The following is a 21,378-nucleotide window of genomic DNA, read 5'->3' as shown; positions in this document are numbered from 1 at the left end:
TAATACCTCTGGGCTTTTCAACTGCGGACGTAGTTCTTTATGACAACATGGCGCACACATAATCATTGAAGCATTTAAACGAATACCTGTATGAATCGCAAAATCAGTTGCAATGTCACAGGCATGTAGTGCAATCATCACATCTAATTTTTCAGGAGAATAACTACGCACATCACCTTCAAAAAAATCAAGATGATTAAATCCAACCTCATCTGCGACCTGCTGACAGAACTCAACTAAGTTAGAACGTAATTCAACACCTGTAATCAACGGCGTTTTATTTTGAGCCTGTAAATAATCATATAAAGCAAAAGTTAAATAACCTTTACCTGAACCAAAATCTACAATATTCAACGCTTGTTGGGATGCATCGATTTGTTCATAGGCATTTGAAAAGATTTCAATAAACTTATTAATCTGTTTCCATTTACGTGCCATGCTTGGAATTACTTGTCCCTTTTCATCAGTAATACCAAGATGCTTTAAAAATGGACTCTGCTGTTGTACATAACGATGTTTTTCACGATTATGCTGTTGCTCGATTTTAGTTGCTTCTGCTTGTTTTTTTTGTCGACTTAACATCGCTTTCTTTTTATTTTTCTTAAGTTGAACATCTTCATGCAACGTAAAAAGATTGGCTTGTTTGGATTGCGATAAAAGTTCAGCAATTTTTTCTAAACCTTCATCAATAGAATAGTTTTTGGTCATGTCTTGTGTCGGATAATGATATAGACAAGATAAAGTGGCTTGACCTTGTAAATCAATTTGTCGGAATGTCATTTTCTCTAATTGTGCCAACTCACCTTTATACTGACTCAAGATCAGACGATCAAAGCTTTGATTTTCAATCGATTGCTGGATATCCAAGAAAAACTGCTGTTCTTGTTCAAATGAAAAATTCGGCGCAAACATAATGAAAACCTGACAAATAGAAACTAAATTTTAAAGCGTCTTACTTTAAAAGGGAAATTGCATTACGATACAGTTGTATTTTTATGCAGCCTAATTGCTAGATGAACACAAAAACATTGTTGGACTATGACCCCAAAGAAGAACTACTTAATGCATATAGTCATGGTATGGGTGCTGCACTCGCACTCATTGCATCTGTATGCTTGATTATTAAGGGACATACACTGCCACTCGGACAATGGCTTAGTCTATGGGTCTATGGCTTCAGCCTTGTCTTATTACTGTTTAGTTCAATGATCTATCATTTTGCGCAAGATGAACGTAAACGTTATTGGTATAAAAAACTGGATCATACTGCGATTTATTATTTAATTGCAGGAACCTATACCCCCTTCCTCAGTATCGCAATCCCAACAGCCAAAGCGCATTACTTACTGATTGCACTTTGGGTTATTGCTTTGATTGGCACTCTCTTTAAATTAGTTTTTATTCATCGTTTCCAAAAGGTCTCTTTAGCAGCTTATATTGTTATGGGCTGGTTAGCTGTTTTGGTCATGGATGATATGCAAAAGTATCTCTCACAGGGTGCAATTCAATTACTCATCGTTGGCGGTGTTGCCTATACGGTCGGTACGTTGTTTTATGCTTTAAAAAAGGTAAGATATACCCACGCAATTTGGCATGTTTTTGTGCTAATAGGGGCAGGTTTACACTTTCTAGCAATCTATTGTTATGTACTTTAAGCTTGGTCACTCAACAACTTAAATCTTAACTTTCAGTTTTCTGAGTAAATCCCGCATTCAAAAAGGAATTTCAAGACAGTTTCATTTCTGCTTCTTGAACACAAAAAATGAAGGTCTTGTATGTCGTCAAGTTCTACGACTGTCACCACAGAAGTGGCAACCAATTCAAAAGTAAGGGTATTATTCGCCAGTCTGGTCGGCACAACGATTGAGTTTTTTGACTTTTACATCTACGCCACCGCAGCAGTCCTGATCTTCCCTCATCTATTTTTCCCTGAAAGCAGTGGCAGTGCAGCTATTTTGCAATCATTAGCGACATTTGCGATCGCATTTATAGCACGTCCCATCGGTGCTGCCATTTTTGGACACTTAGGGGATCGGATTGGACGTAAGGCAACCCTTGTAGCAGCACTGTTGACCATGGGTATTTCAACCGTATGTATTGGTCTCCTCCCAACTTATGCTCAAATTGGAATCGTTGCACCTTTATTATTGGCCTTGTGTCGTTTAGGTCAAGGGCTTGGTTTAGGTGGTGAATGGAGTGGTGCCGTCCTACTTGCAACTGAAAATGCCCCTGAAGGTAAACGTGCTTGGTATGGAATGTTTCCTCAACTAGGTGCACCGATTGGCTTTATCTTGGCAACAGGTTCCTTCCTATTACTTACTGCATTTATGTCTGAGCAAGCATTTATGACTTGGGGATGGCGTATCCCATTTGTCGCAAGTTCAATTTTAGTGTTAGTGGGACTCTATATTCGTTTAAAACTGCATGAAACACCTGCGTTCCAAAAAGTTCTGAACAAACAGAAAGAGGTCAATGTTCCTTTCAAAGAGGTGATGACCAAACATTTCCCAATGTTAGTGCTTGGCACAATTGCTGCAATCTGTACCTTCGTAGTGTTCTATCTCACTACCGTTTTCGCCTTAACATGGGGAACAACACAGTTGGGATATACGCGCAGTGAATTCTTAGAATTACAACTGGTTGCTACCTTATGTTTTGCAGGATTTATTCCTTTGTCTGCAATTTTTGCTGAGAAGTTTGGTCGTAAAAATACATCGATTGCCGTATGTGTATTATCTGCTTTATTTGGTTTGTGCTTTGCCCCTTTACTTGGCTCAGGTAGCCCAATTCTCGTATTCTTGTTCTTATGTATGGGGCTTTCGATCATGGGATTGACCTATGGCCCAATCGGCACGGTACTGTCTGAAATTTTCCCAATCTCAGTACGCTATACAGGTTCAGCATTGACCTTTAACTTAGCAGGTATTTTTGGCGCTTCATTTGCACCCTATATTGCGACAAAACTTGCTGAAAGCTATGGCTTAGGCGCTGTTGGTTTATATCTCAGTGTTGCGTCAATCTTATCTTTAATTGCATTTTTATTGATTCGTGAAACCAAAAACGATGATGTAAATAATCAAATTTAGTGTTTTATATTAGGCTGAGCATTACTCTGATGCTCAGCCTATCCAATAATGATCTTATAAGTTAATTACATCCATTCTGCCCTTACTATCATCATTCATCTTCTATCGAACAACCACTCATCAGACAGCACAGTTCGTCGCATTATATTGATCAACGCCACACATTCTCGGCAATATTTTTTATGCTAGAATAGTCGCCTCCTATTTTTTAGACGATTGTACTTATGTACGCAGTGATTATCGTTGCCGTATTTTTAGTCAGTTTTTTATACACTTTTTACCGTGGTAAGGAACGATTAAAAGCATCTCGACAATTATTCGACCATTCTACATTCTTAGCACCAGTCAACATGTTTATGACTGGTTTTTCTAAATTACCTAATCAGCCATTCTTTGATGTTGCTCAATTTCCAGAGCTACAACCATTACAAGACAATTGGCAGGTGATTCGAGAAGAAGCCATTCAGCTACAAAATCAAATTAAAGCAGCTGAAAAAAATAATGATGCAGGTTTTAACACTTTTTTCAAACGTGGTTGGAAGCGTTTCTATTTGAAATGGTACCAAGACAGCCATCCATCTGCGCAACAACTTTGCCCTAAAACAGTTGCATTGCTTGAAAGCATTCCTTCTGTGAAAGCTGCCATGTTTACAGAACTGCCTTCTGGTAGTTATTTAGGTAAACATCGTGATCCTTATGCTGGCTCAGTACGCTATCACTTAGGTCTCGTAACACCAAATAGTGATGATTGCTTTATTGAAGTCGATCAAGAGCGTTATAGCTGGCGAGATGGTGAGGCAACGGTTTTTGATGAAACCTATGTACATTGGGCTGAAAACAAAACAGATGAAACTCGCATCATCTTGTTCTGTGATATTGAACGTCCAATGAAATGGGGCTGGGCGCAAAAGTTCAACCATTGGTTTGGTCGTAATGTCATGTCAGCAGCGAGTTCGCCTAATGACGATCAAGATAAAACAGGTTTTATCAACCGTATTTTCAAATATGGGTATGCAGTTCATCACTATGGACGTGGTTTAAAAGCTCGTAACCGTCCACTTTACTATGCTTCGAAGTGGTTATTGTTTGCTATTATTATTGGCTTAATCCTACTACCAAGTATTCTATAATCCTGATTCATCAATAAAAAAGAGATGCGAAAGCATCTCTTTTTTATTGCCTACTCGATATTATTGAGCAGCTTGCTGTGTCTGAGCACTTGCAGTTTGAGCTGCCGCAGCATCAGCAGCTTGTACAGCCGCTTCACCAATTAAAGCAATCTTGGCTTTTTCTTGGCTTTTTGCAGATAGTGCTGGATTAGACGCAACAATACGATTGATGTTTGCAGAGTTTGCAGGCGCAATTGCCGCAGTTTGCAATACAATTGGACGATTACCCGTATCACCAAGTGTATAACGGATTCCTGTGCGAGGACTGACGACTGTCGTCACTTCACGTTTCACTTGCGCTTCGGCTGTAGTTGAACCTTTTGCAGCCATCACTTTATCAACAGTCGTCGTTTGCGTCGCCTCATTTGCAAATGCCAAACCTGTTAGTGCTGTACTCGCTAAAACTAAAAGTTGTAATGCTTTTTTCATTGTCTTCCCGCTTTTAATGCGAATTCAATCAAGATCTTTAAGTCTATTTATGAAACTACAAAGCCAGTTTTGACTCAAGTTACTTCTCGTAAAAAAGCAGAGACCTATGCTCTGCTTTTTATGCCATTTGATCTAAATCGTTTAGATTTTACCGTGACATTGCTTATATTTAAGGCCAGATCCACATGGACATGGCGCATTACGGCTTTCTGGTACAGGGAATGCTTGGTTCAAATCACCTTCAGTTTCCTCTGAAACGGTCACTTCACCCGTTAAACCATCCACATCATCATGTTCAAATGAAAGACGCATAGACTCAGCTTGACGTTGCTGTTGAGCTTCTAACTCTGCTAGCTCCTCAGCTGTCGGTACATGTACACGAGAAAGATCAGTCACCACATCTGACTTAATAATACCGAGCATATTCACAAATAAGTTAAATGCTTCTTTTTTGTATTCTTGCTCAGGATTTTTCTGTGCGTAGCCACGTAAGTGAATCCCTTGGCGTAAATAATCCATCGCAGCCAAATGATCTTTCCAGTGACGATCTAACGAGTTCAACATGAAGTGACGCTCAAGCATTGAAGCTGATTCAGCACCCATCTGTTCACGACGTTGACGATAACGTGCCACAACCTCATCAGAGATACGTGCAACCAGACCTTCTTCATCTAAACGGCGATCTTGTTCTAACCATTGATGAATAGGAAGATCAACCCCTAAATCCGCGCGTAATGCATTTTCTAAACCTTCAATATCCCACTGATCGTGGATTGACTCAGGTGGAATAAAGTTCGCAATAACACCCTTCATCACCTCATGATGCATTTCTTCGATGTAGTCTTGCAACGTACTTTCAGCTAGGATTTCATCACGTTGAGAGTAAATAATCTTACGCTGTTCGTTATTCACGTCATCGTACTTCAATAAGTTCTTACGAATATCAAAGTTACGCGCTTCTACTTTACGTTGTGCATTCTCAATTGAACGGCTCACCATTTTGTGTTCAATGGCTTCGTTCTCTTGTAAACCCATCGCACGCATCATTGCAACAACACGATCACCCGCGAAGATACGCATCAAATCATCTTCAAGAGACAGATAGAAACGTGACACACCTGGATCACCTTGACGGCCGGCACGACCACGCAGCTGGTTATCGATACGACGTGATTCGTGACGTTCAGAACCGATAATATGTAAACCACCGGAACTTAAAACATCTTCGTGATCTTTTTCCCACTGTGCTTGTAAACGAGCTTCATCTTCAGCAGTATGATTCTCAATTTTTGCAAGTTTGGCTTTCCAGTTACCACCAAGCAAGATATCCGTACCACGACCAGCCATGTTAGTAGCAATCGTTACTGCATTTGGGCTACCCGCTTGCGCAATAATATCTGCTTCACGCTCATGCTGTTTCGCGTTCAAAACTTCGTGATGAATACCAGCTTGCAGTAGTTTTGCAGATAAAATCTCACTCGCCTCAATCGTTGCTGTACCAATCAAAATTGGTGCAACACCTTGAGTACGGATATTGGTAATTTCTTCGATGATAGCGTTGTATTTACCATTACGATTTAGATAGATTAAGTCGTTGTGATCTTGACGAACCATTGGACGGTGCGTTGGGATAATCACAACATCTAAGCCATAAATTTCTTTCATTTCCGCTGCTTCAGTATCAGCAGTACCTGTCATACCTGAAAGCTTTTTATAAAGACGGAAATAATTTTGGAAAGTCGTGGTTGCCAAAGTTTGGTTTTCTGGTTGAATTTCCATGTTCTCTTTGGCTTCAACTGCTTGGTGCAAACCCTCAGACCAACGACGACCAGGCATAGTACGACCAGTGCTTTCATCCACAATAATCACTTCTTCTTTCTGTGTTTGTGGATTAATACCAATGATGTAATGCACGTTCTTTTGATATAAATAATGTGCACGAATAGCTGCAGTTACATGATGAACCAAGTTTAAGTTTGTTGCTGAATAGAGGCTTTCACCTTCAGCTAACAAGCCCATACGAATCAATTCTTGTTCAACAGTTTCATAACCCACTTCAGTCATTTCAACCGAACGTTGTTTCTCGTCCACCCAGAAATGACCGCCATCAGCCACTTTCTCTTCTTTTTGTGGATGTAGTTTTGGTGGAATACTGTTGATTAATTGATAGAGCTGAGATGAATCTTCACTTTGACCAGAAATGATCAATGGTGTACGCGCTTCATCAATTAAGATCGAATCGACCTCATCAATAATCGCATAGCTTAAACCACGTTGTTTTTTCTCTTGTAGAGAAAACACCATATTGTCTCGAAGATAATCGAAACCAAACTCGTTGTTCGTACCGTAAGTAATATCAGAAAGATAAGCTTGAGCTTTCTCATCAGGCATTTGCATCGAATAAATCACACCGATGCTCAAACCTAAAAACTCGAATAATGGACGGTTCAACTCAGCATCACGCTGTGCTAAGTAATCATTCACGGTAATCACGTGAACACCTTGACCACTTAATGCATTGAGATAACATGCCAATGTACCCATGAGAGTTTTACCCTCACCAGTACGCATCTCGGCAATTTTACCTTCATGAAGTGTAATACCACCGATAAGCTGAACGTCATAATGACGCATACCCATCACACGTTTTGCAGCTTCACGACAAACAGCAAACGCTTCTGGCAATAATTTATCTAAGCTTTCACCGTTGTTAAATCGTTGTTTGAATTCTGGAGTTTTTGCAGAAAGGTCTGCATCGTTTAGTGCAGATATCGTCGGTTCAAGCGCATTGATTTGCTCAACAATTTTACGCATGCGTTTGAGTTCACGCTCATTTTTAGTACCGAAGATACCTCCGATCAGACTTGCCAACATGAATAAACTCTCTAATCCTGTTTGTTTAAATAGGTAATTTTTTCTTAGCTTTCGAGCTTAAAGCTTTCATCAAAGAAAGCTGAATAAGCCTTATTATGGTGTCAGAAATAAGAACTACAAGGGCTTTGCATCCAAACAGGTAAAAAAATCTGCTAGGCGATTCTGACATCAATCAACTAAAGACGGTTAATGTAGCAAATTTGCATTTAAGTTACATCGACTTGAATGTGAAATTCTGATCAATATTTTAACACCGCTTTTTTGCTTATATCTTAAAAATGCATAACAACATCAAAAAACAATAATTTTCTTTATAAATTGAATGCTGCATATTGAGTTCATACAAGACCATTACACAATATTTTTAGGATTTATTATGACATTACGATTAGGCGATATCGCTCCAAATTTCCAACAAGAATCAAGTGTAGGCCACATTGATTTTTATTCATTCTTGGATGGTCATTGGGGTGTTTTATTTTCGCATCCAGCTGACTTCACCCCTGTTTGTACAACTGAATTAGGCTTTACTGCAAAGCTCTCAGAGGAATTTAGCAAACGTGGTGTTAAAGCGATTGCCCTTTCAGTTGATGATGTTGAGTCTCATAAAAATTGGATTCAAGACATTAACGAAACTCAAAATACGACCGTTAATTTTCCGATTATTGCGGATAAAGACCGTAAAGTGTCTGAGCTGTACGGATTTATTCATCCAAACGCCAGTGAAACACTAACTGTTCGCTCACTCATTATTATTGATCCAAATAAAAAAGTTCGTCTGATTATTACCTACCCTGCGTCCACAGGTCGTAATTTTAATGAAATACTTCGTGTGATCGATTCATTGCAATTAACGGATCATCATAAAGTTGCAACGCCTGCGAATTGGCAACAAGGTGAGGAAGTTGTGATTGTTCCATCATTAAAAGATGAAGATGAAATCAAACAACGTTTTCCAAAGGGCTATAAGGCCATCAAACCTTACTTAAGATTGACACCACAACCTGAACAAGATTAAAGCTTATGCTTTAATCGCGGTGCAAGACAAACGAAGTGCGTAGCAATAAAGACGAGCAACGCTCGTTCCTGAGAATCAACAAAGCTCTGCAAGAAAGATAAATAGCTATGCTGGTAATTAACTTTTAAAGGCTTCAATTAAAGCGAAAAATACACAAAATTTTGCAATATAAAAAATTAAAACTCCATCGCCTATCTACTCGATAGGCATTTTTTTGAAATAAATATTTGGGTATGCACGCATCAATAGGCTATAAGAATAAGTCAGCTCATTACACAATAAAAACGCTCATGATCTATAACATCCATCATTTACATTGTGGAAGCTTTTGCCCTGTATGCGCGCCATTATTTGGACAGAAAGGTTGGAAAGCACATCTGGTCTGCCATTGCCTCTTAATTGAAACTGATCGAGGCTTAGTGCTGATTGATACGGGATTGGGCTTACAAGATTATTTAAATATGGAAAAGCGCCTTGGTACTTTAGTTAAAAAAGTTGGGCATATCGAATCAAATTTAAAATTAAGTGCCATTCAACAAATTCAACAACTCGGTTTTAGCCAAAATGACGTGAAACATATCTTTGTCACTCATCTCTATTTTGATCATGCAGGCGGCATTTCAGATTTTCCAAATGCAACAGTTCATGTACTTGCAGCGGAGTTTAATGCGACACAATCCTTATCTATTAAAAATAAACTTCGTTATAAAACAGACCAATTTAAACAACATCGCTATTGGAGCTTTGCTGAACATAATGATGGCGAAGAATGGTTTAATCTTCAAAAAGTCAGAGGATTACCTTTATTTCAAGATGAAATCTTGATGATTCCCCTGCTAGGACATACAGCTGGTCACTGTGGGATTGCAATTAAAAAATCGGATGGTTGGTTACTTTTCTGTGGTGATGCTTATTATTCACATTTAGAGTTAGATCCGAACAATAAACTTCGTGCACTCGGTATCACTGAACGGTTATTTGCAGAAAATAACCAGCAACGAATACATAATCTCAAGCAGTTACAATATCTCGCTCAACACGAATCAAGTATTGAGTTAATTTGTGCCCACGATCCAGTTGAATTTAACCGTTATCAGTAATATGAAAAGAACTCTTATTGCCACGATTTTAGTTACGACACTGAGTGTCAGTGGATGCATGAAGCACCCGAGCTTAGATGACGAGCAACGCCCCCAAAACTGGGGAACACTCATCTCAAATTCGCACAATTTCTATCAAGTGAGTCAGGATGTATTTCGAAGCGAGCAGCCAAATGCTGAGTTAGCCCAAACATTAAAATCTGAAAAAATTGATACCATCATCAATTTGCGAGCTCGCAATGAAGATGCCATTGTTTTAAAAGATCAGAATTTTAATTTGGTTCATATTCCAATTTATACGTGGGCAATTAATCGTTCAGATTTGTTGAAAGCAATGAAAGCGATCCAAATAGCAAAGCAGAATAATCATAAAATTTTAGTACATTGTTATCACGGTTCTGACCGTACTGGTGCAACGATTGCCATGTATCGAATTATTTTCGAAAATTGGTCAATTGATGATGCCGTAAAAGAAATGAAAGAAGGCGGCTATGGTTATCATGTGATTTGGAAAAACATTGATCATTTATTTACACCTCAAAATGTAAAATGGATTCAACAGCAACTGTCGAATCCATCTTAAATCAAAGTTTAGGCAAGGGTTTCATTTAACGTTGATCAAGTGGAACCCAATCAATTACCCACGCTGACTTCATATTTAAACTTTCATCGCTTGTGATCTTCTTACGAGTCGCATCTGCAATATCACGGTCTTTGGCAGGACCGACCATAATACGGATACCTTTAGACGTTGGGCTTGTTGTCACTTTATAGCCTTTAGCACGTAGCTTTGATACAACAGCATCTGCATTGGCTTGATTCGCAGCCAAAGCAACCTGAACCATCCAGTTCTTATCGCCACTTTCCATGATCTCACGCGCTTTATCAGCCTCAGCTTTCTTCTTAGCTTCATCAGCCTTACGCTTTTTCTCATCAGCAGCTTTTTTATCTGCTTCTGCTTTACGTTTTTCTTCGGCAGCCTTCTTCTCAGCTTCTGCTTTACGCTTATCTTCAGCAGCCTTCTTCTCAGCCTCAGCTTTACGTTTATCTTCAGCAGCCTTCTTCTCAGCCTCAGCTTTACGCTTATCTTCAGCAGCCTTTTTCTCAGCTTCTGCTTTACGTTTCTCTTCCGTCGCTTTCTTGTCCGCATCAGCTTTTTGCTGATCTACTTTTTGCTGTTCAGCCTTTTTCTTTTCGTCTTGCTTACGCTTCTCTTCTGCCAGACGTTGTGCTTTAGCCTTATCATCTTCAGCAACTTCTGGTGGAATATTGTCTGAACTTTCTTGCTCAGCTGCTCGGCGTGCATTTAACGCTGCATATTCTTCAGCTGCTTTACGTGCTGCTGCCGCTTCTGCCTCTTGTTGCATCTTCAAAAACTCAGCAGCTCTTGCTTCTTGTTCAGCCACTGCTTTTTCACGAGATCTACGTTGTTCTTCTAGTAAACGTTTTTCTGTTTCAACATCAACCGCTAAAGGTTGTAATGAAACCATGTCACTATCTTGTGCAGGTTGTGCTGTTTTTGGAGTTGAGCCTGTTTTGGGAATGGGATGAGTAATCTCAGCTTGCGCTTTATCTTGCTCTATTTCTTCATTACCTTTCAGAAGTAATGCTGCCAATAAAACACCACCACCTAGTAAAACAACGCCACCCATCCAACGTTGTTTGTTATTCATTGACATTCTTCTAAATACTCCCAGACCGCTTCCAAGGTATGAAACGAACCACAGACTAAAATCAATTGATTGTTATTGCTTTGCTTCAGTGCAGTTTCAAACGCTTGCTGAATGCTGCCAAACTCATCGACCTGTTCACCACGAAGCGCATCTGTTAACTGCGGCATAGGCGCGGCTCTAGGCACATCTAAAGTAGCAATAAACCAATTTTTTACTGTTGTTTTTAGTAAATCGGTGACAGAAGCAATATCTTTATCTGCCAACATGGAAAATACAGCCACAACTTCTGTGTACTGTTTATTGTATTTTAAGAATTTTCGCAACTGATTCAATAAAAATTCGACGCCATGTGGGTTATGGCCCGCATCAAAGATCACCGTTTTATCTTTAATTTGACGAATTTCAAAACGACCCTGCAATCGAGCATTTAAAATTCCGCTTGCGATTGCAGCTTGTGTCACTTCAACGCCGATCAGCAATATCGCTGCGACTGCTGTCGAAATATTATCTAACGCTAATTGACCAACAGGTAATTTTAGGGTTGTACCAGAAGAAGCAAAAGACCACGTCTCACCATCTTCATTTAATTGATAAAAATAATCTCGATTCAGCGTATACAACTGTGCTTGAGTGTCAGTGACTTTATCTTGAATCGCTTGAGGGAGCTGTTGTTGACCAGCAAAAATGACAGGAATGTTGGGACGAATAATACCCGCTTTTTCAAAGGCAATCTTTTCAATGCTGTCGCCTAACCAATCAGTATGATCCAATCCAATATTGGTAATAACCGCAATATCAGGATCGATCACATTAACAACATCTAAACGACCACCTAAGCCAACTTCAAGTACCCACACATCACATTGCTGTTGCTTAAAAATAACAAAAGCAGCCAAAGTGGTTGCTTCAAAGAAAGATAAGCTCAGATCACATTCACGGCGTGCTTGATCAACTAAAACAAAAGCATCAATCAAATGCTGATCATCAACTTCGATTCCAGCAAGTTTAACTCGCTCATTAAAACGATAAATGTGTGGGGATTGATACAGCCCAACTTTATAACCTTGCGCATTTAAAATAGCAGCTAAAGTTGTTGTGGTTGAACCTTTGCCATTGGTTCCAGCAACCGTAAAAACTTTTGCTTTAGGTCGCATTACACCTAGCTTTTCAGCGACAGGAATAACACGTTCTATACCTAAATCAATCCCTGTAACATGAACATGGCTCCAATAATCGAGCCATGTTGTTAATGTATCTGTAGAATGTGGTGCGTGCTGTCTCAAGGTAAGTTCATCAGTTTAGCTACAAGTCTGTATACAGTATCACGTAATGCATGACGATGAACAATTTGATCGACCACACCATGATCAAGCAAATATTCTGCACGTTGGAATGGTTCTTCCAATTTTTCACGTACCGTTTGTTCAATCACTCGCTTACCAGCAAAGCCAATCATAGCCTTCGGTTCAGCAATATGTACATCGCCTAACATGGCTAATGACGCAGTTACACCACCATAAACTGGGTGAGTGAGTACCACTAAATAAGGTACACGTGCTTCTTTCATTTTTTGGATTGCAGCTGCAGTACGCGCCATTTGCATCAAAGACAACATGCCTTCTTGCATACGTGCACCACCAGAAGCTGCGAAACAGATTAATGGTTGATGTAATGCAATCGCACGCTCTGCCGCTTGTACAAAACGATCACCAACTACTGTGCCCATTGACCCGCCCATAAAGTCGAAGTCAAATGCACATGCAATCAAATCTAAACCTTTAAGTGAACCTTGCATGACAATCAATGCTTCAGTTTCACCCGTTTTATCTTGAGCCTCTCGCATACGATCTGGGTAAGGGCGGCTATCCACAAACTGTAATGGATCTTTTGCACTAAACTCTTGTCCAAGCTCACCATTGACTTGATCAAAGAACCAGTTCAAACGATCACGGGCGCGCATACGTAAATGCTCATCGCACTGAGGGCAAACGTAAGCATTAAATGACATTGCAGTACGTGTCACAAGTGCATGGCATTCAGGGCATTCAATCGTAGGTTCTGTAAACGTCGCTTTGAATGTCTGTTGTTCATCAGCAACTTGAATACCTGGAACTTGACGATCAGTCCAAGGTGTTGAAGGGCTAAGAACCTTCCCTGCTGTTAATTCTTGACTCATACTAACTCATCGAGCGCAGCTCGAAGCTCCTTCACTTTATTCACCGTCTGTTGCACAGCTTCATCTGCTGGCAATGCTGCAAAAGATTTAACGAAAGCACTTCCTACAATCACCGCGTCAGCAACTTGACCCATTGCTTTAGCAGACGCTGCATCACTAATCCCAAAACCAACACCTACAGGAACATTGGTTTTCGATTTAATTTTTGCAATACGCGCCGCAGCTTCTGAGGTATCTAATGTTGCTGCACCTGTCACACCTTTTAGTGACACGTAGTAAACAAAACCGCTGGCTTGATCAACCACGTGTTGAATACGATTGTCGGTTGATGTCGGTGCAAGCAAGAAGATTTGATCCATCTCATTTTGTTTCAAGACTTCACCAAACTGCTTCGACTCTTCAGGTGGTAAATCCACCAAAAGAACACCATCAACACCACAGTCTTTCGCATAAGCGACAAACTTTTCATAACCAATCACTTCAACAGGATTTAAATATCCCATCAAAACAACGGGTGTCGTTTGATCTTTTTCACGAAAGGCTTTAACCATATCCAAAGCATCTAAAGTATTGGTTCCGCCTGCCAAAGCACGCTCAGCAGCTAAAGCAATCACAGGACCATCAGCCATTGGATCTGAAAATGGTAGACCAAGCTCAATCACATCAACACCTGCTTCAACCATTTGATGAAGCAAAGGAACTGTTACCTGCGGATGCGGGTCACCTGCCATTACATAAGAAACAAGCGCTTTACGTTGCTGAGATTTAAGCTGTTCAAAACGAGTGGCAAGACGTGACATAGGATTATGCTTTCCTTGATTTATATAAATTGAGGAGTTGTTTGTAGTCATACAAAAACACTGCATTGTAACGCTATTTTTTGTTCATTGAACAGAGTTTGACGTGATTGCAACAGTGAATATGACGACTTCCAATCCCACTTGCACATTTATCTATATTTTCAATTTTTTCTCAATGATCAAAGCTTCCTAATTTTGAGCGAATATCTCGGCATTTTAGAAATTAGCAAAGCTCCTTTATACTACGCGCAATTTCTAAGTTTTCTTTTTATTTTTATGTCTGCCCACTCTCAGGAAAAAGTGCAAAGCAATGCGCTTGCTTTGTTGCCGCTATTGGTATTTTTGATCATCTTTCTCGGGAGTGGTCTATATCATTCAATGATAGGGACTGAATTTGCGTTTTATCAAGTCAAAGCTCCTGTAGCAGCGATACCCGCTGTCATTTTGGCATTACTGCTATATAAACATAAGTTAAATGCGGCAATTGAAGAGTTTCTACAAGGTGCGAGTCACCCCAATCTCATATTGATGTTTATGGTGTTTATGCTGGCAGGAGCATTTGCAAGCATATCAGGCGCGATTGGTAGTGTAGATGCCACGGTTCAGCTTGGGCTGTCTTTGATTTCAGCTGAATATGTCTTACCAATGCTATTTATTATTGCCGCTTTCATTGCAACCGCAATGGGAACATCAATGGGAACGATTGCAGCCTGTGCCCCCATCGCCTTTGGTTTCTCACAAGCAACAGATATTACCCCGCTCTATGCAATCGGTGCTGTGGTTGGCGGTGCAATGTTTGGTGATAACTTGTCGATGATTTCAGACACGACTATCGCAGCAACACGCAGTCAAAATGTTGAATTAAGAGATAAATTTAAAGTCAATGTTTGGATCGCATTGCCAGCGGCAATCATCACACTCGGGGTTTATATTGCACTGAGTCATCAAGCCAATGCGATTGCATCTAAACCTTTTGATATTTGGTTGATTTTGCCTTATCTCGCTGTATTTTTTCTTGCATTTACTCGTCTGCATGTCTTAGCCGTTTTAATGATTGGTGTCGTATTGTCTGGTGCGATTGGTTTAGTGAGTTTGCCTGAATTTAATCTTGCAAAACTCAACAGCAGTATCTATGACGGTTTTGTTGGCATGTTCGAAGTTGCATTACTCTCGATGCTACTTGGCGGGCTTTCGGCGTTGATGCAAAAAGAAGGCGGATTAGAATGGCTAATTCAACGTATTTACGCAATTACACGGTTATTTAAATTTGGCAAACAACGCGCTGGTGAGTTTGGAATCAGCTTCCTCGTGGTCTTTTCCAACCTATTTGTTGCCAATAATACCGTTGCGATCATTCTTTCAGGTGATATGGCTCGAGAAGTTGCTAAAGAATATGGCGTTGATCCTAAACGTAGTGCAGCATTGCTTGATATTTTCTCGTGTGTGGTGCAAGGAATGATCCCATACGGCGCTCAACTTCTACTTGCTTGTTCAATTGCTAAACTCTCACCCGTTGAGCTAATTGGACATATTTACTATTGTTGGATTTTGGCTATCTTTGCTATTTTCGCAATCGCATTTAATTATCCACGTTTAAAAAACCAATAGAAAATTTGAATTACTGATCAAGCTCTACTCTTAATAACGCTTTAATTTAGACAATAGTCTACTATCGTGACAGGCGACATGGATGTCGCCCGTTGAACTTGTATTGCGCTGCATTTCAAAGCAGTGCGTTAAAATTTGCTCAGGACGAAACGTCAGTCGAACAGAGGATTTTTACTTTCATCCTTAAAAGTAAGGAAAATATCAAACCCATCTGATTATTCATCAATTGAACGACCTTAGTTAAACTCACTGATGAATTAAAAGTTTGACTAGCAGTCTGATTTAAAATCTAAAGAGATTTTAAAAACTGTTTCGGCGTATGCCCTGTCCAACGCTTAAATGCACGCCCAAACGCACTTTGATCCGCATAATTCAAAAGTTCCGCAATTTCAGAAAGTGATTTTCCTTGTTGTAAATACAGCTTACTTTGCTCCAAACGATATTGATCCAGAATATCTTGAAAATTAAGCTGATACATCTTGAGTTGTCGCTGTAAAGTTCTTTCAGAACAATGCAATCGCTTAGCCACATAACTCTGCAACACTTCTTCTTGTTGTACTAAACCTTGCTCAATATAAGTCAAAATCTTTTGTCTGAATTGTTGTTGCTGAATCTCAATCGAGCTAATCCTACTCAATGACTGCTGCGCTTGTGTCGACAACACCTGATTCAGCTGCTGATCCGCAGCAATACTTTTGGCTTTTAAAATCTGGTTGGAAAATCGTATCGCATATTGCCCAGATTGAACTTGAATAGAACAGCCATAAAAACGCTCGAAATGATATAGCGATGTATGCGGTGCATATCCAAACTGAATCATTTGCGGTGGTGCTAAATGATCTAACACAATCGACTGAGCAATTTTAAAAATCAACGCTAAATTAAGCTCATACATTTCTCGATAGTCAGGATAAGATGCACTCCAAACGATTTGAATATATTCAGGTAGTTGCTGAACATTGAGTTGTTCTAAATTGGTTTGTTTGAACACCAGAGAATAGTAACGTTGTAACAATTGCAAAGCTTGCTGCAAATCAAAACTAGTCGATGCCAAATAACCCATCAATCCTAAATCTTGCAAATTAGCATGTTCAGCTAGAACCAACGTAATTGGCCGTGTGAAATGTGGTTGAGCAGCTTGTAACAATAAAGCATAACGCTCAACGTCAAAGTCTTGTTCATCAGGGTTTTCTAGACAGTTTTGGAAAGCATGCCAAAGCTCAGGCGAAACAACTTTTGACAAATCAATTTGTTCTTGTTGTAAAACGCGATTAAATAGCCGCAAATATCCAATTATAATTTTAACTGACATACGCCAATCTCATCCCTGATATGTCGTTATTTGTATAAAACTTGGCTGTAACTGTCAAAACATTTTGTTGAACTTTTTTCATACTGAGTTCATGAAAAAGACAAGGAATAGCAAAGATGAATGCACATGTTTCCTATCAAGTTGATCCAATTGTAAGAACCAAATTAGATTTTCACCTCGATCAAGCACCTCGCTTTTGGTTTGGCGGTGATCCTTTCCGCACACGTATGTTTGATGCATTAAGTCTCACCTTTCCTGATGGCGAACGCTATTTTATTGAGTGCGTGCGTTTATTCCGCGACAAAATTAATGATCCTGAGTTACAGGAACGTGTCGCTGACTTCATTCGTCAGGAAGCGCAGCATGGTATTGCACACGACAAAATGAATCAGATCATGAAAGAGCAAGGCATGCCTGTTGATCAGTTCACCACGCGTTTGAAAAAGATTTTTAGATTTGAATTAAAAAATCGTTCGGCTCAATACAACATTGCCATGACCGCAGCAGCCGAGCATTTAACTGCACTGATGGCAGATACTTTTTATAGTAAAAAAGAAACTTTGGCTGAGGCTGATCCTTATGTAAGAGCACTATTCGCTTGGCACGCGATTGAGGAAATGGAGCATCGCGACGTGGCTTTTGATGTGATGCGCGAAGTCGGTGAAGTCCCAGAAGCGACCCGTCGCTTTGCCTTGGTCTTTACCACAGTGATGATGTTTGGTTTTACTCTATATCGTACTGATGTGATGCTCAAAACCGATGGTTTTAGCTTGAGACAACGTTTTGATATGGCTCGTAAAGGCTTGCCGTGGTTCTTTGGTCGTAACGGTATTTTGACTGCGAAAAGAGCGCAATACAGTGACTGGTTTAAAAAAGATTTTCACCCAAATCAACATCCTGTTATTCGTCAATATGATGTTTGGATTGATACTTTAGCCAAGACCAATGACCCAATTGCTGCGGGTGAAGCTTTTTGGCAAGCAGGACTTTAACTTACCTAAAATAAAATTCCCTCTATATCAGTAATACCACTCGGTTAAGCATTCTAGTTCCCCTCTTTTTTAAAGAGGGGCTAGAGGAAATTTTTATTTGTTTACTCACCACTTCGCATAATGCTGTTCTAATAAGCCATATTCATTATCTAATGACACCACTTCAACCTGTTCATGCACAATCGTACCGCTGACTTTCGCTTGCCATTGATTAAACTGGCTGCCGATGAGACGTAAGTTAATATTCTCAAAACGACACCAACCTGTTTCCACCATCAAATTCAAACATCCACCTAAAGAACGAATCGACCATGTCATTTCACTTTGTTGTTCAAATAGAACATCCGTCAGTGGATACAAACGTCCATTGACCCACAGCGCATTTTCATTACCAAAACTTTCATTCACACCTGATGCCAGATTGATACCAATACGGCGATCTTGCGCATCACGGAACTGGCAAGACAACCAGAACCAAGCCGTCTCAGGTCGCAGAAAACCACAAGTATCATCCAGTGCTGCAAGGCTATGAGCATTAAATTCAATCTGTTGTCGATCTGGGCTAATAAAGAACCCTTCAACCGCCAATGTGGTTTGCTTTTGAGTATAAGTCCAACCATTAATACCTGTCGGGCTACATAAACTTAAGGCATCCGTACCCGCACAAAAAATCCGTGCTTTTAACTGAATTTCACCATGCTTAGTTACTTGAATATAACGCACGCCATTGGCATGTTGCATATCGAATTGATAAGCTGACTTTTTGAAATAACTTTGACTAAATAATGGTTGTTCATCCAGTTGCGTTTTCATAGCAAGCGGTTGAATTGCATTCCATTCAATTACTTTTTTAGCGAGATGGTCATAGACATAGAAAAAACCATGCCCTGCCCATGATAGATCGACAATCGCGATGCCAATACTGAAATGCTCATGCTGTAAGCCACAAAATTTAAATTTTTTATATTTAAGTTGTTTACGCCAACCTTTGAGTATCTGACCATAAGGTGTTTTATAAATATAGTCATCTAGATTTATTCGTGATGGTACGTGGTCAAAACGCCCATAACGAGGCTGACCATTGGCTTGTATCAAATCCATTTCAAAACATTCCATGACTGATTGTTTAAATCTTTGCCAATAATAGTCTGTAAATCAGAAGATTAACACCATTAAAAGAATAAAATTTATACAAAATTTAAGCATGATTCATCATTTCTTCAGACAGCATTCACGAGTAGCTGTCATGCATTTTTTTCATCAAAGATTCATACGAACACTTTATTTTTAAAAACAATCTTATACCAGTTGATAAAAATATGACTCTGCAAACAATATTCAAAACAAAAGCATTATGTTTAATGCTTTTAGCTTTAACGGCATGCAACGACAATAACGCTGATAATAGCAATCAACCACCTGTTGCTGAACGCCAAAATCAAAGCATTAACATCCTTGCATTCAATGACTTTCATGGAAACTTAGAACCACCAAAACGCTATATTGAAGCAGAAGATCCAACAGATACCAGTAAATCAGTACGAATCCCTGTTGGTGGGGTAAGTTATTTTGCCGATGCAATAAATAAACTCCGTGCTAAATATCCAAATAATGCTGTCGTTTCTGCTGGTGATTTAATTAGTGCGTCACCCCTCACCTCATCGCTATTCCTAGACGAACCAACCATTGAAACCATGAATGATATTCATATTGATTTCAATGCTGTAGGGAATCATGAGTTTGACCGTGGTGCAGATGAATTACGTCGTTTACAAAATGGTGGATGTGAGCAATATACCAGTGCTAAACCATGTCAAATCAACCCAAACTTTGAGGGTGCAAAATTCAACTTTTTGGCTGCCAACGTTTCGATGAAAGCAGATCCAAGTAAAACATTATTTCCTGCATATAAAGTCAAAACCTATGGTGGCATACCAGTTGCATTTATCGGTATGACTTTAAAAGCAACACCCAGCATCGTCTCTGCTGCGGGTATTAAGGATGTTGATTTTCATGATGAAGCCGATACAGTCAATGCTTTAGTTCCCGAGTTAAAAAAACAAGGTATTGAAGCCATTGTCGTTGTGGTGCATGAAGGGGTTGCGCCAAGTACCAAGTTTAATAGCAAAACATGTGATGGATTAAGTGGGCCACTATTGGGAATTTTAGATCGCTTAGACCCAGCTATAGATGTTGTTGTGTCTGGTCACACACATCAGTCTTATATCTGCGATTACGCAACCAAAAATCCGCAAAAACCATTTTTACTCACTTCCGCTGGTCAATACGGTACAGCAATTACCAATATTCAACTAGAATTGGATGGTAAAACAGGGGATGTGATCAAAAAAGATGCCTCTCAAGTTCCTGTTCAAAGTGAAGCGTATACCTCTGGTTCAAATACGGTAAATTTGACTAATCTTTATGAAAAATTCAATAAAACGCCGAGCATCGAAGCCATACTTGATAAATATCGCCAAGCAGTAACGACTATCTCTGCTCGCGTTGTGGGTACTGCGAACAGTGTAATTAGCCGTACTGCAACTGAAAGTGGCGAAAGTGCATTAGGGAATCTGATTGCGGATGCCCAACAAGCCGCTGCATTAGCTGCTAGTGATCAAGGTTCTGATTTCACCTTAATGAATCCAGGGGGTGTACGTGCTGATCTACTCATTAACACCAATAATCAAATCACATTCGGCGATGTATTTACGGTACAACCATTTGGTAATTCATTAGTGACTTTAAGCCTTACGGGCAAACAAATTCGAGATGTATTAGAACAACAATGGTCTGGCGCGAATGCAGCAACTGTCCGCATCTTGCAACCATCGAAAGAGTTTAGATATTCTTACAACAAAGATAGTTCTGTATCACCGCGTGCAAGTCTTGTCATGGTCGCAGGACAACCACTTGTTGATACAAAAGTTTATCGTGTGACCGTAAATAGCTTCCTTGCAGATGGCGGTGATAACTTTACTGTTCTAAAAGATGGTAAGAACCCAATTGGTGGCGGTCAAGATATTGATGCATTGGAAAAATATGTTACTCAAAACTCTCCGCTTACGGTACCAAATACCAATCGAATCAAGTTAGTTCAATAAAATAGTGAGTAAAAAAAGGGAAGCTTTTGCTTCCCTT

General features: G+C 39.7%; 18 protein-coding genes. 9 read left to right on the top strand and 9 right to left on the bottom strand.

What is annotated here, in order from left to right; translation table 11 throughout:
- Window positions 1-912: class I SAM-dependent methyltransferase (locus B4237_RS09040; protein ID WP_286942792.1), on the bottom strand; the 912-nt coding region annotated here is incomplete at its 3' end.
- Window positions 913-1,013: 101 nt separating this feature from the next.
- Here B4237_RS09040 and trhA point away from each other — a divergent pair.
- From trhA to lpxO, 3 genes are all read left to right on the top strand, one after another.
- Entirely contained in the window at window positions 1,014-1,655 is a 642-nt protein-coding gene (gene trhA, locus B4237_RS09035; protein ID WP_278595382.1) for a PAQR family membrane homeostasis protein TrhA, read from the top strand.
- Between the two features lie 120 nt (window positions 1,656-1,775).
- Window positions 1,776-3,086 carry an MFS transporter gene (locus B4237_RS09030; RefSeq protein WP_007482548.1) on the top strand — a complete coding sequence of 437 codons (1,311 nt, stop codon included), beginning with the start codon at window positions 1,776-1,778 and terminating at the stop codon, window positions 3,084-3,086.
- Window positions 3,087-3,310: 224 nt separating this feature from the next.
- Complete coding sequence (gene lpxO / locus B4237_RS09025) at window positions 3,311-4,216, top strand: lipid A hydroxylase LpxO (RefSeq protein WP_023014101.1); 906 nt, start codon at window positions 3,311-3,313, stop codon at window positions 4,214-4,216.
- A gap of 60 nt (window positions 4,217-4,276) precedes the next feature.
- Here lpxO and B4237_RS09020 read toward each other — a convergent pair whose 3' ends face one another.
- A complete protein-coding gene (locus tag B4237_RS09020; protein WP_004877239.1) occupies window positions 4,277-4,684 on the bottom strand; it encodes a hypothetical protein in 408 nt (135 codons plus the stop codon).
- 141 nt (window positions 4,685-4,825) lie between these two features.
- On the bottom strand, window positions 4,826-7,558 hold the full coding sequence (gene secA, locus B4237_RS09015) for a preprotein translocase subunit SecA (RefSeq protein WP_286942789.1): 2,733 nt from the start codon (window positions 7,556-7,558) through the stop codon (window positions 4,826-4,828).
- A gap of 376 nt (window positions 7,559-7,934) precedes the next feature.
- Here secA and B4237_RS09010 point away from each other — a divergent pair, with 376 nt between their 5' ends.
- From B4237_RS09010 to B4237_RS09000, 3 genes are all read left to right on the top strand, one after another.
- On the top strand, window positions 7,935-8,576 hold the full coding sequence (locus B4237_RS09010; protein ID WP_278595384.1) for a peroxiredoxin: 642 nt from the start codon (window positions 7,935-7,937) through the stop codon (window positions 8,574-8,576).
- A 290-nt stretch (window positions 8,577-8,866) separates the two neighbouring features.
- Window positions 8,867-9,676: an MBL fold metallo-hydrolase gene (locus tag B4237_RS09005; protein ID WP_278595385.1), complete on the top strand. Its 810-nt coding sequence runs from the start codon at window positions 8,867-8,869 to the stop codon at window positions 9,674-9,676.
- A 1-nt stretch (window position 9,677) separates the two neighbouring features.
- The gene (locus tag B4237_RS09000; RefSeq protein WP_031234923.1) at window positions 9,678-10,259 is read left to right on the top strand and encodes a dual specificity protein phosphatase family protein; all 582 of its coding nucleotides are present in this window, start codon (window positions 9,678-9,680) and stop codon (window positions 10,257-10,259) included.
- A 25-nt stretch (window positions 10,260-10,284) separates the two neighbouring features.
- Here B4237_RS09000 and B4237_RS08995 read toward each other — a convergent pair whose 3' ends face one another.
- The 4 genes from B4237_RS08995 to trpA are packed head-to-tail and all read right to left on the bottom strand — an operon-like array spanning window position 10,285 to window position 14,325.
- The gene (locus B4237_RS08995) at window positions 10,285-11,355 is read right to left on the bottom strand and encodes an SPOR domain-containing protein (RefSeq protein ID WP_278596542.1); all 1,071 of its coding nucleotides are present in this window, start codon (window positions 11,353-11,355) and stop codon (window positions 10,285-10,287) included.
- The gene (gene folC, locus B4237_RS08990) at window positions 11,346-12,632 is read right to left on the bottom strand and encodes a bifunctional tetrahydrofolate synthase/dihydrofolate synthase (RefSeq protein ID WP_286942786.1); all 1,287 of its coding nucleotides are present in this window, start codon (window positions 12,630-12,632) and stop codon (window positions 11,346-11,348) included. Before folC ends, B4237_RS08995 begins: the two co-directional genes overlap by 10 nt.
- Window positions 12,629-13,525: an acetyl-CoA carboxylase, carboxyltransferase subunit beta gene (gene accD / locus B4237_RS08985; protein WP_004877252.1), complete on the bottom strand. Its 897-nt coding sequence runs from the start codon at window positions 13,523-13,525 to the stop codon at window positions 12,629-12,631. The genes folC and accD overlap by 4 nt, the downstream gene beginning before the upstream one ends.
- Window positions 13,522-14,325 (bottom strand): tryptophan synthase subunit alpha, encoded by an 804-nt coding sequence (gene trpA, locus B4237_RS08980; RefSeq protein WP_004877253.1) that lies wholly within the window; start codon window positions 14,323-14,325, stop codon window positions 13,522-13,524. Before trpA ends, accD begins: the two co-directional genes overlap by 4 nt.
- Window positions 14,326-14,601: 276 nt before the next feature.
- Here trpA and B4237_RS08975 point away from each other — a divergent pair, with 276 nt between their 5' ends.
- Window positions 14,602-15,933 carry a Na+/H+ antiporter NhaC family protein gene (locus B4237_RS08975; protein WP_278596540.1) on the top strand — a complete coding sequence of 444 codons (1,332 nt, stop codon included), beginning with the start codon at window positions 14,602-14,604 and terminating at the stop codon, window positions 15,931-15,933.
- 289 nt (window positions 15,934-16,222) lie between these two features.
- On the opposite strand, the gene B4237_RS08970 is transcribed toward B4237_RS08975, so the two are convergent.
- A complete protein-coding gene (locus B4237_RS08970) occupies window positions 16,223-17,245 on the bottom strand; it encodes an AraC family transcriptional regulator (RefSeq protein WP_278596539.1) in 1,023 nt (340 codons plus the stop codon).
- 116 nt (window positions 17,246-17,361) lie between these two features.
- On the opposite strand from B4237_RS08970, the gene B4237_RS08965 reads away from it, so the two are divergent.
- On the top strand, window positions 17,362-18,237 hold the full coding sequence (locus B4237_RS08965) for a metal-dependent hydrolase (RefSeq protein WP_061523671.1): 876 nt from the start codon (window positions 17,362-17,364) through the stop codon (window positions 18,235-18,237).
- Between the two features lie 105 nt (window positions 18,238-18,342).
- Here B4237_RS08965 and B4237_RS08960 read toward each other — a convergent pair whose 3' ends face one another.
- Window positions 18,343-19,338 (bottom strand): DUF2804 domain-containing protein, encoded by a 996-nt coding sequence (locus B4237_RS08960; protein ID WP_278596538.1) that lies wholly within the window; start codon window positions 19,336-19,338, stop codon window positions 18,343-18,345.
- Between the two features lie 218 nt (window positions 19,339-19,556).
- Between B4237_RS08960 and B4237_RS08955 the strand changes: the two genes are divergently transcribed.
- Window positions 19,557-21,341, top strand: a complete 1,785-nt coding sequence (locus B4237_RS08955; protein ID WP_278596537.1) for a bifunctional metallophosphatase/5'-nucleotidase — start codon at window positions 19,557-19,559, stop codon at window positions 21,339-21,341.
- Window positions 21,342-21,378 lie beyond the last annotated feature (37 nt).

This window comes from Acinetobacter sp. UBA6526 (assembly GCF_002434875.1).
Taxonomy (GTDB): Bacteria; Pseudomonadota; Gammaproteobacteria; order Pseudomonadales; family Moraxellaceae; genus Acinetobacter; species Acinetobacter venetianus.
Note: the sequence above shows the minus strand (reverse complement) of the source record. Positions and strands in the feature narration are given on the sequence as shown.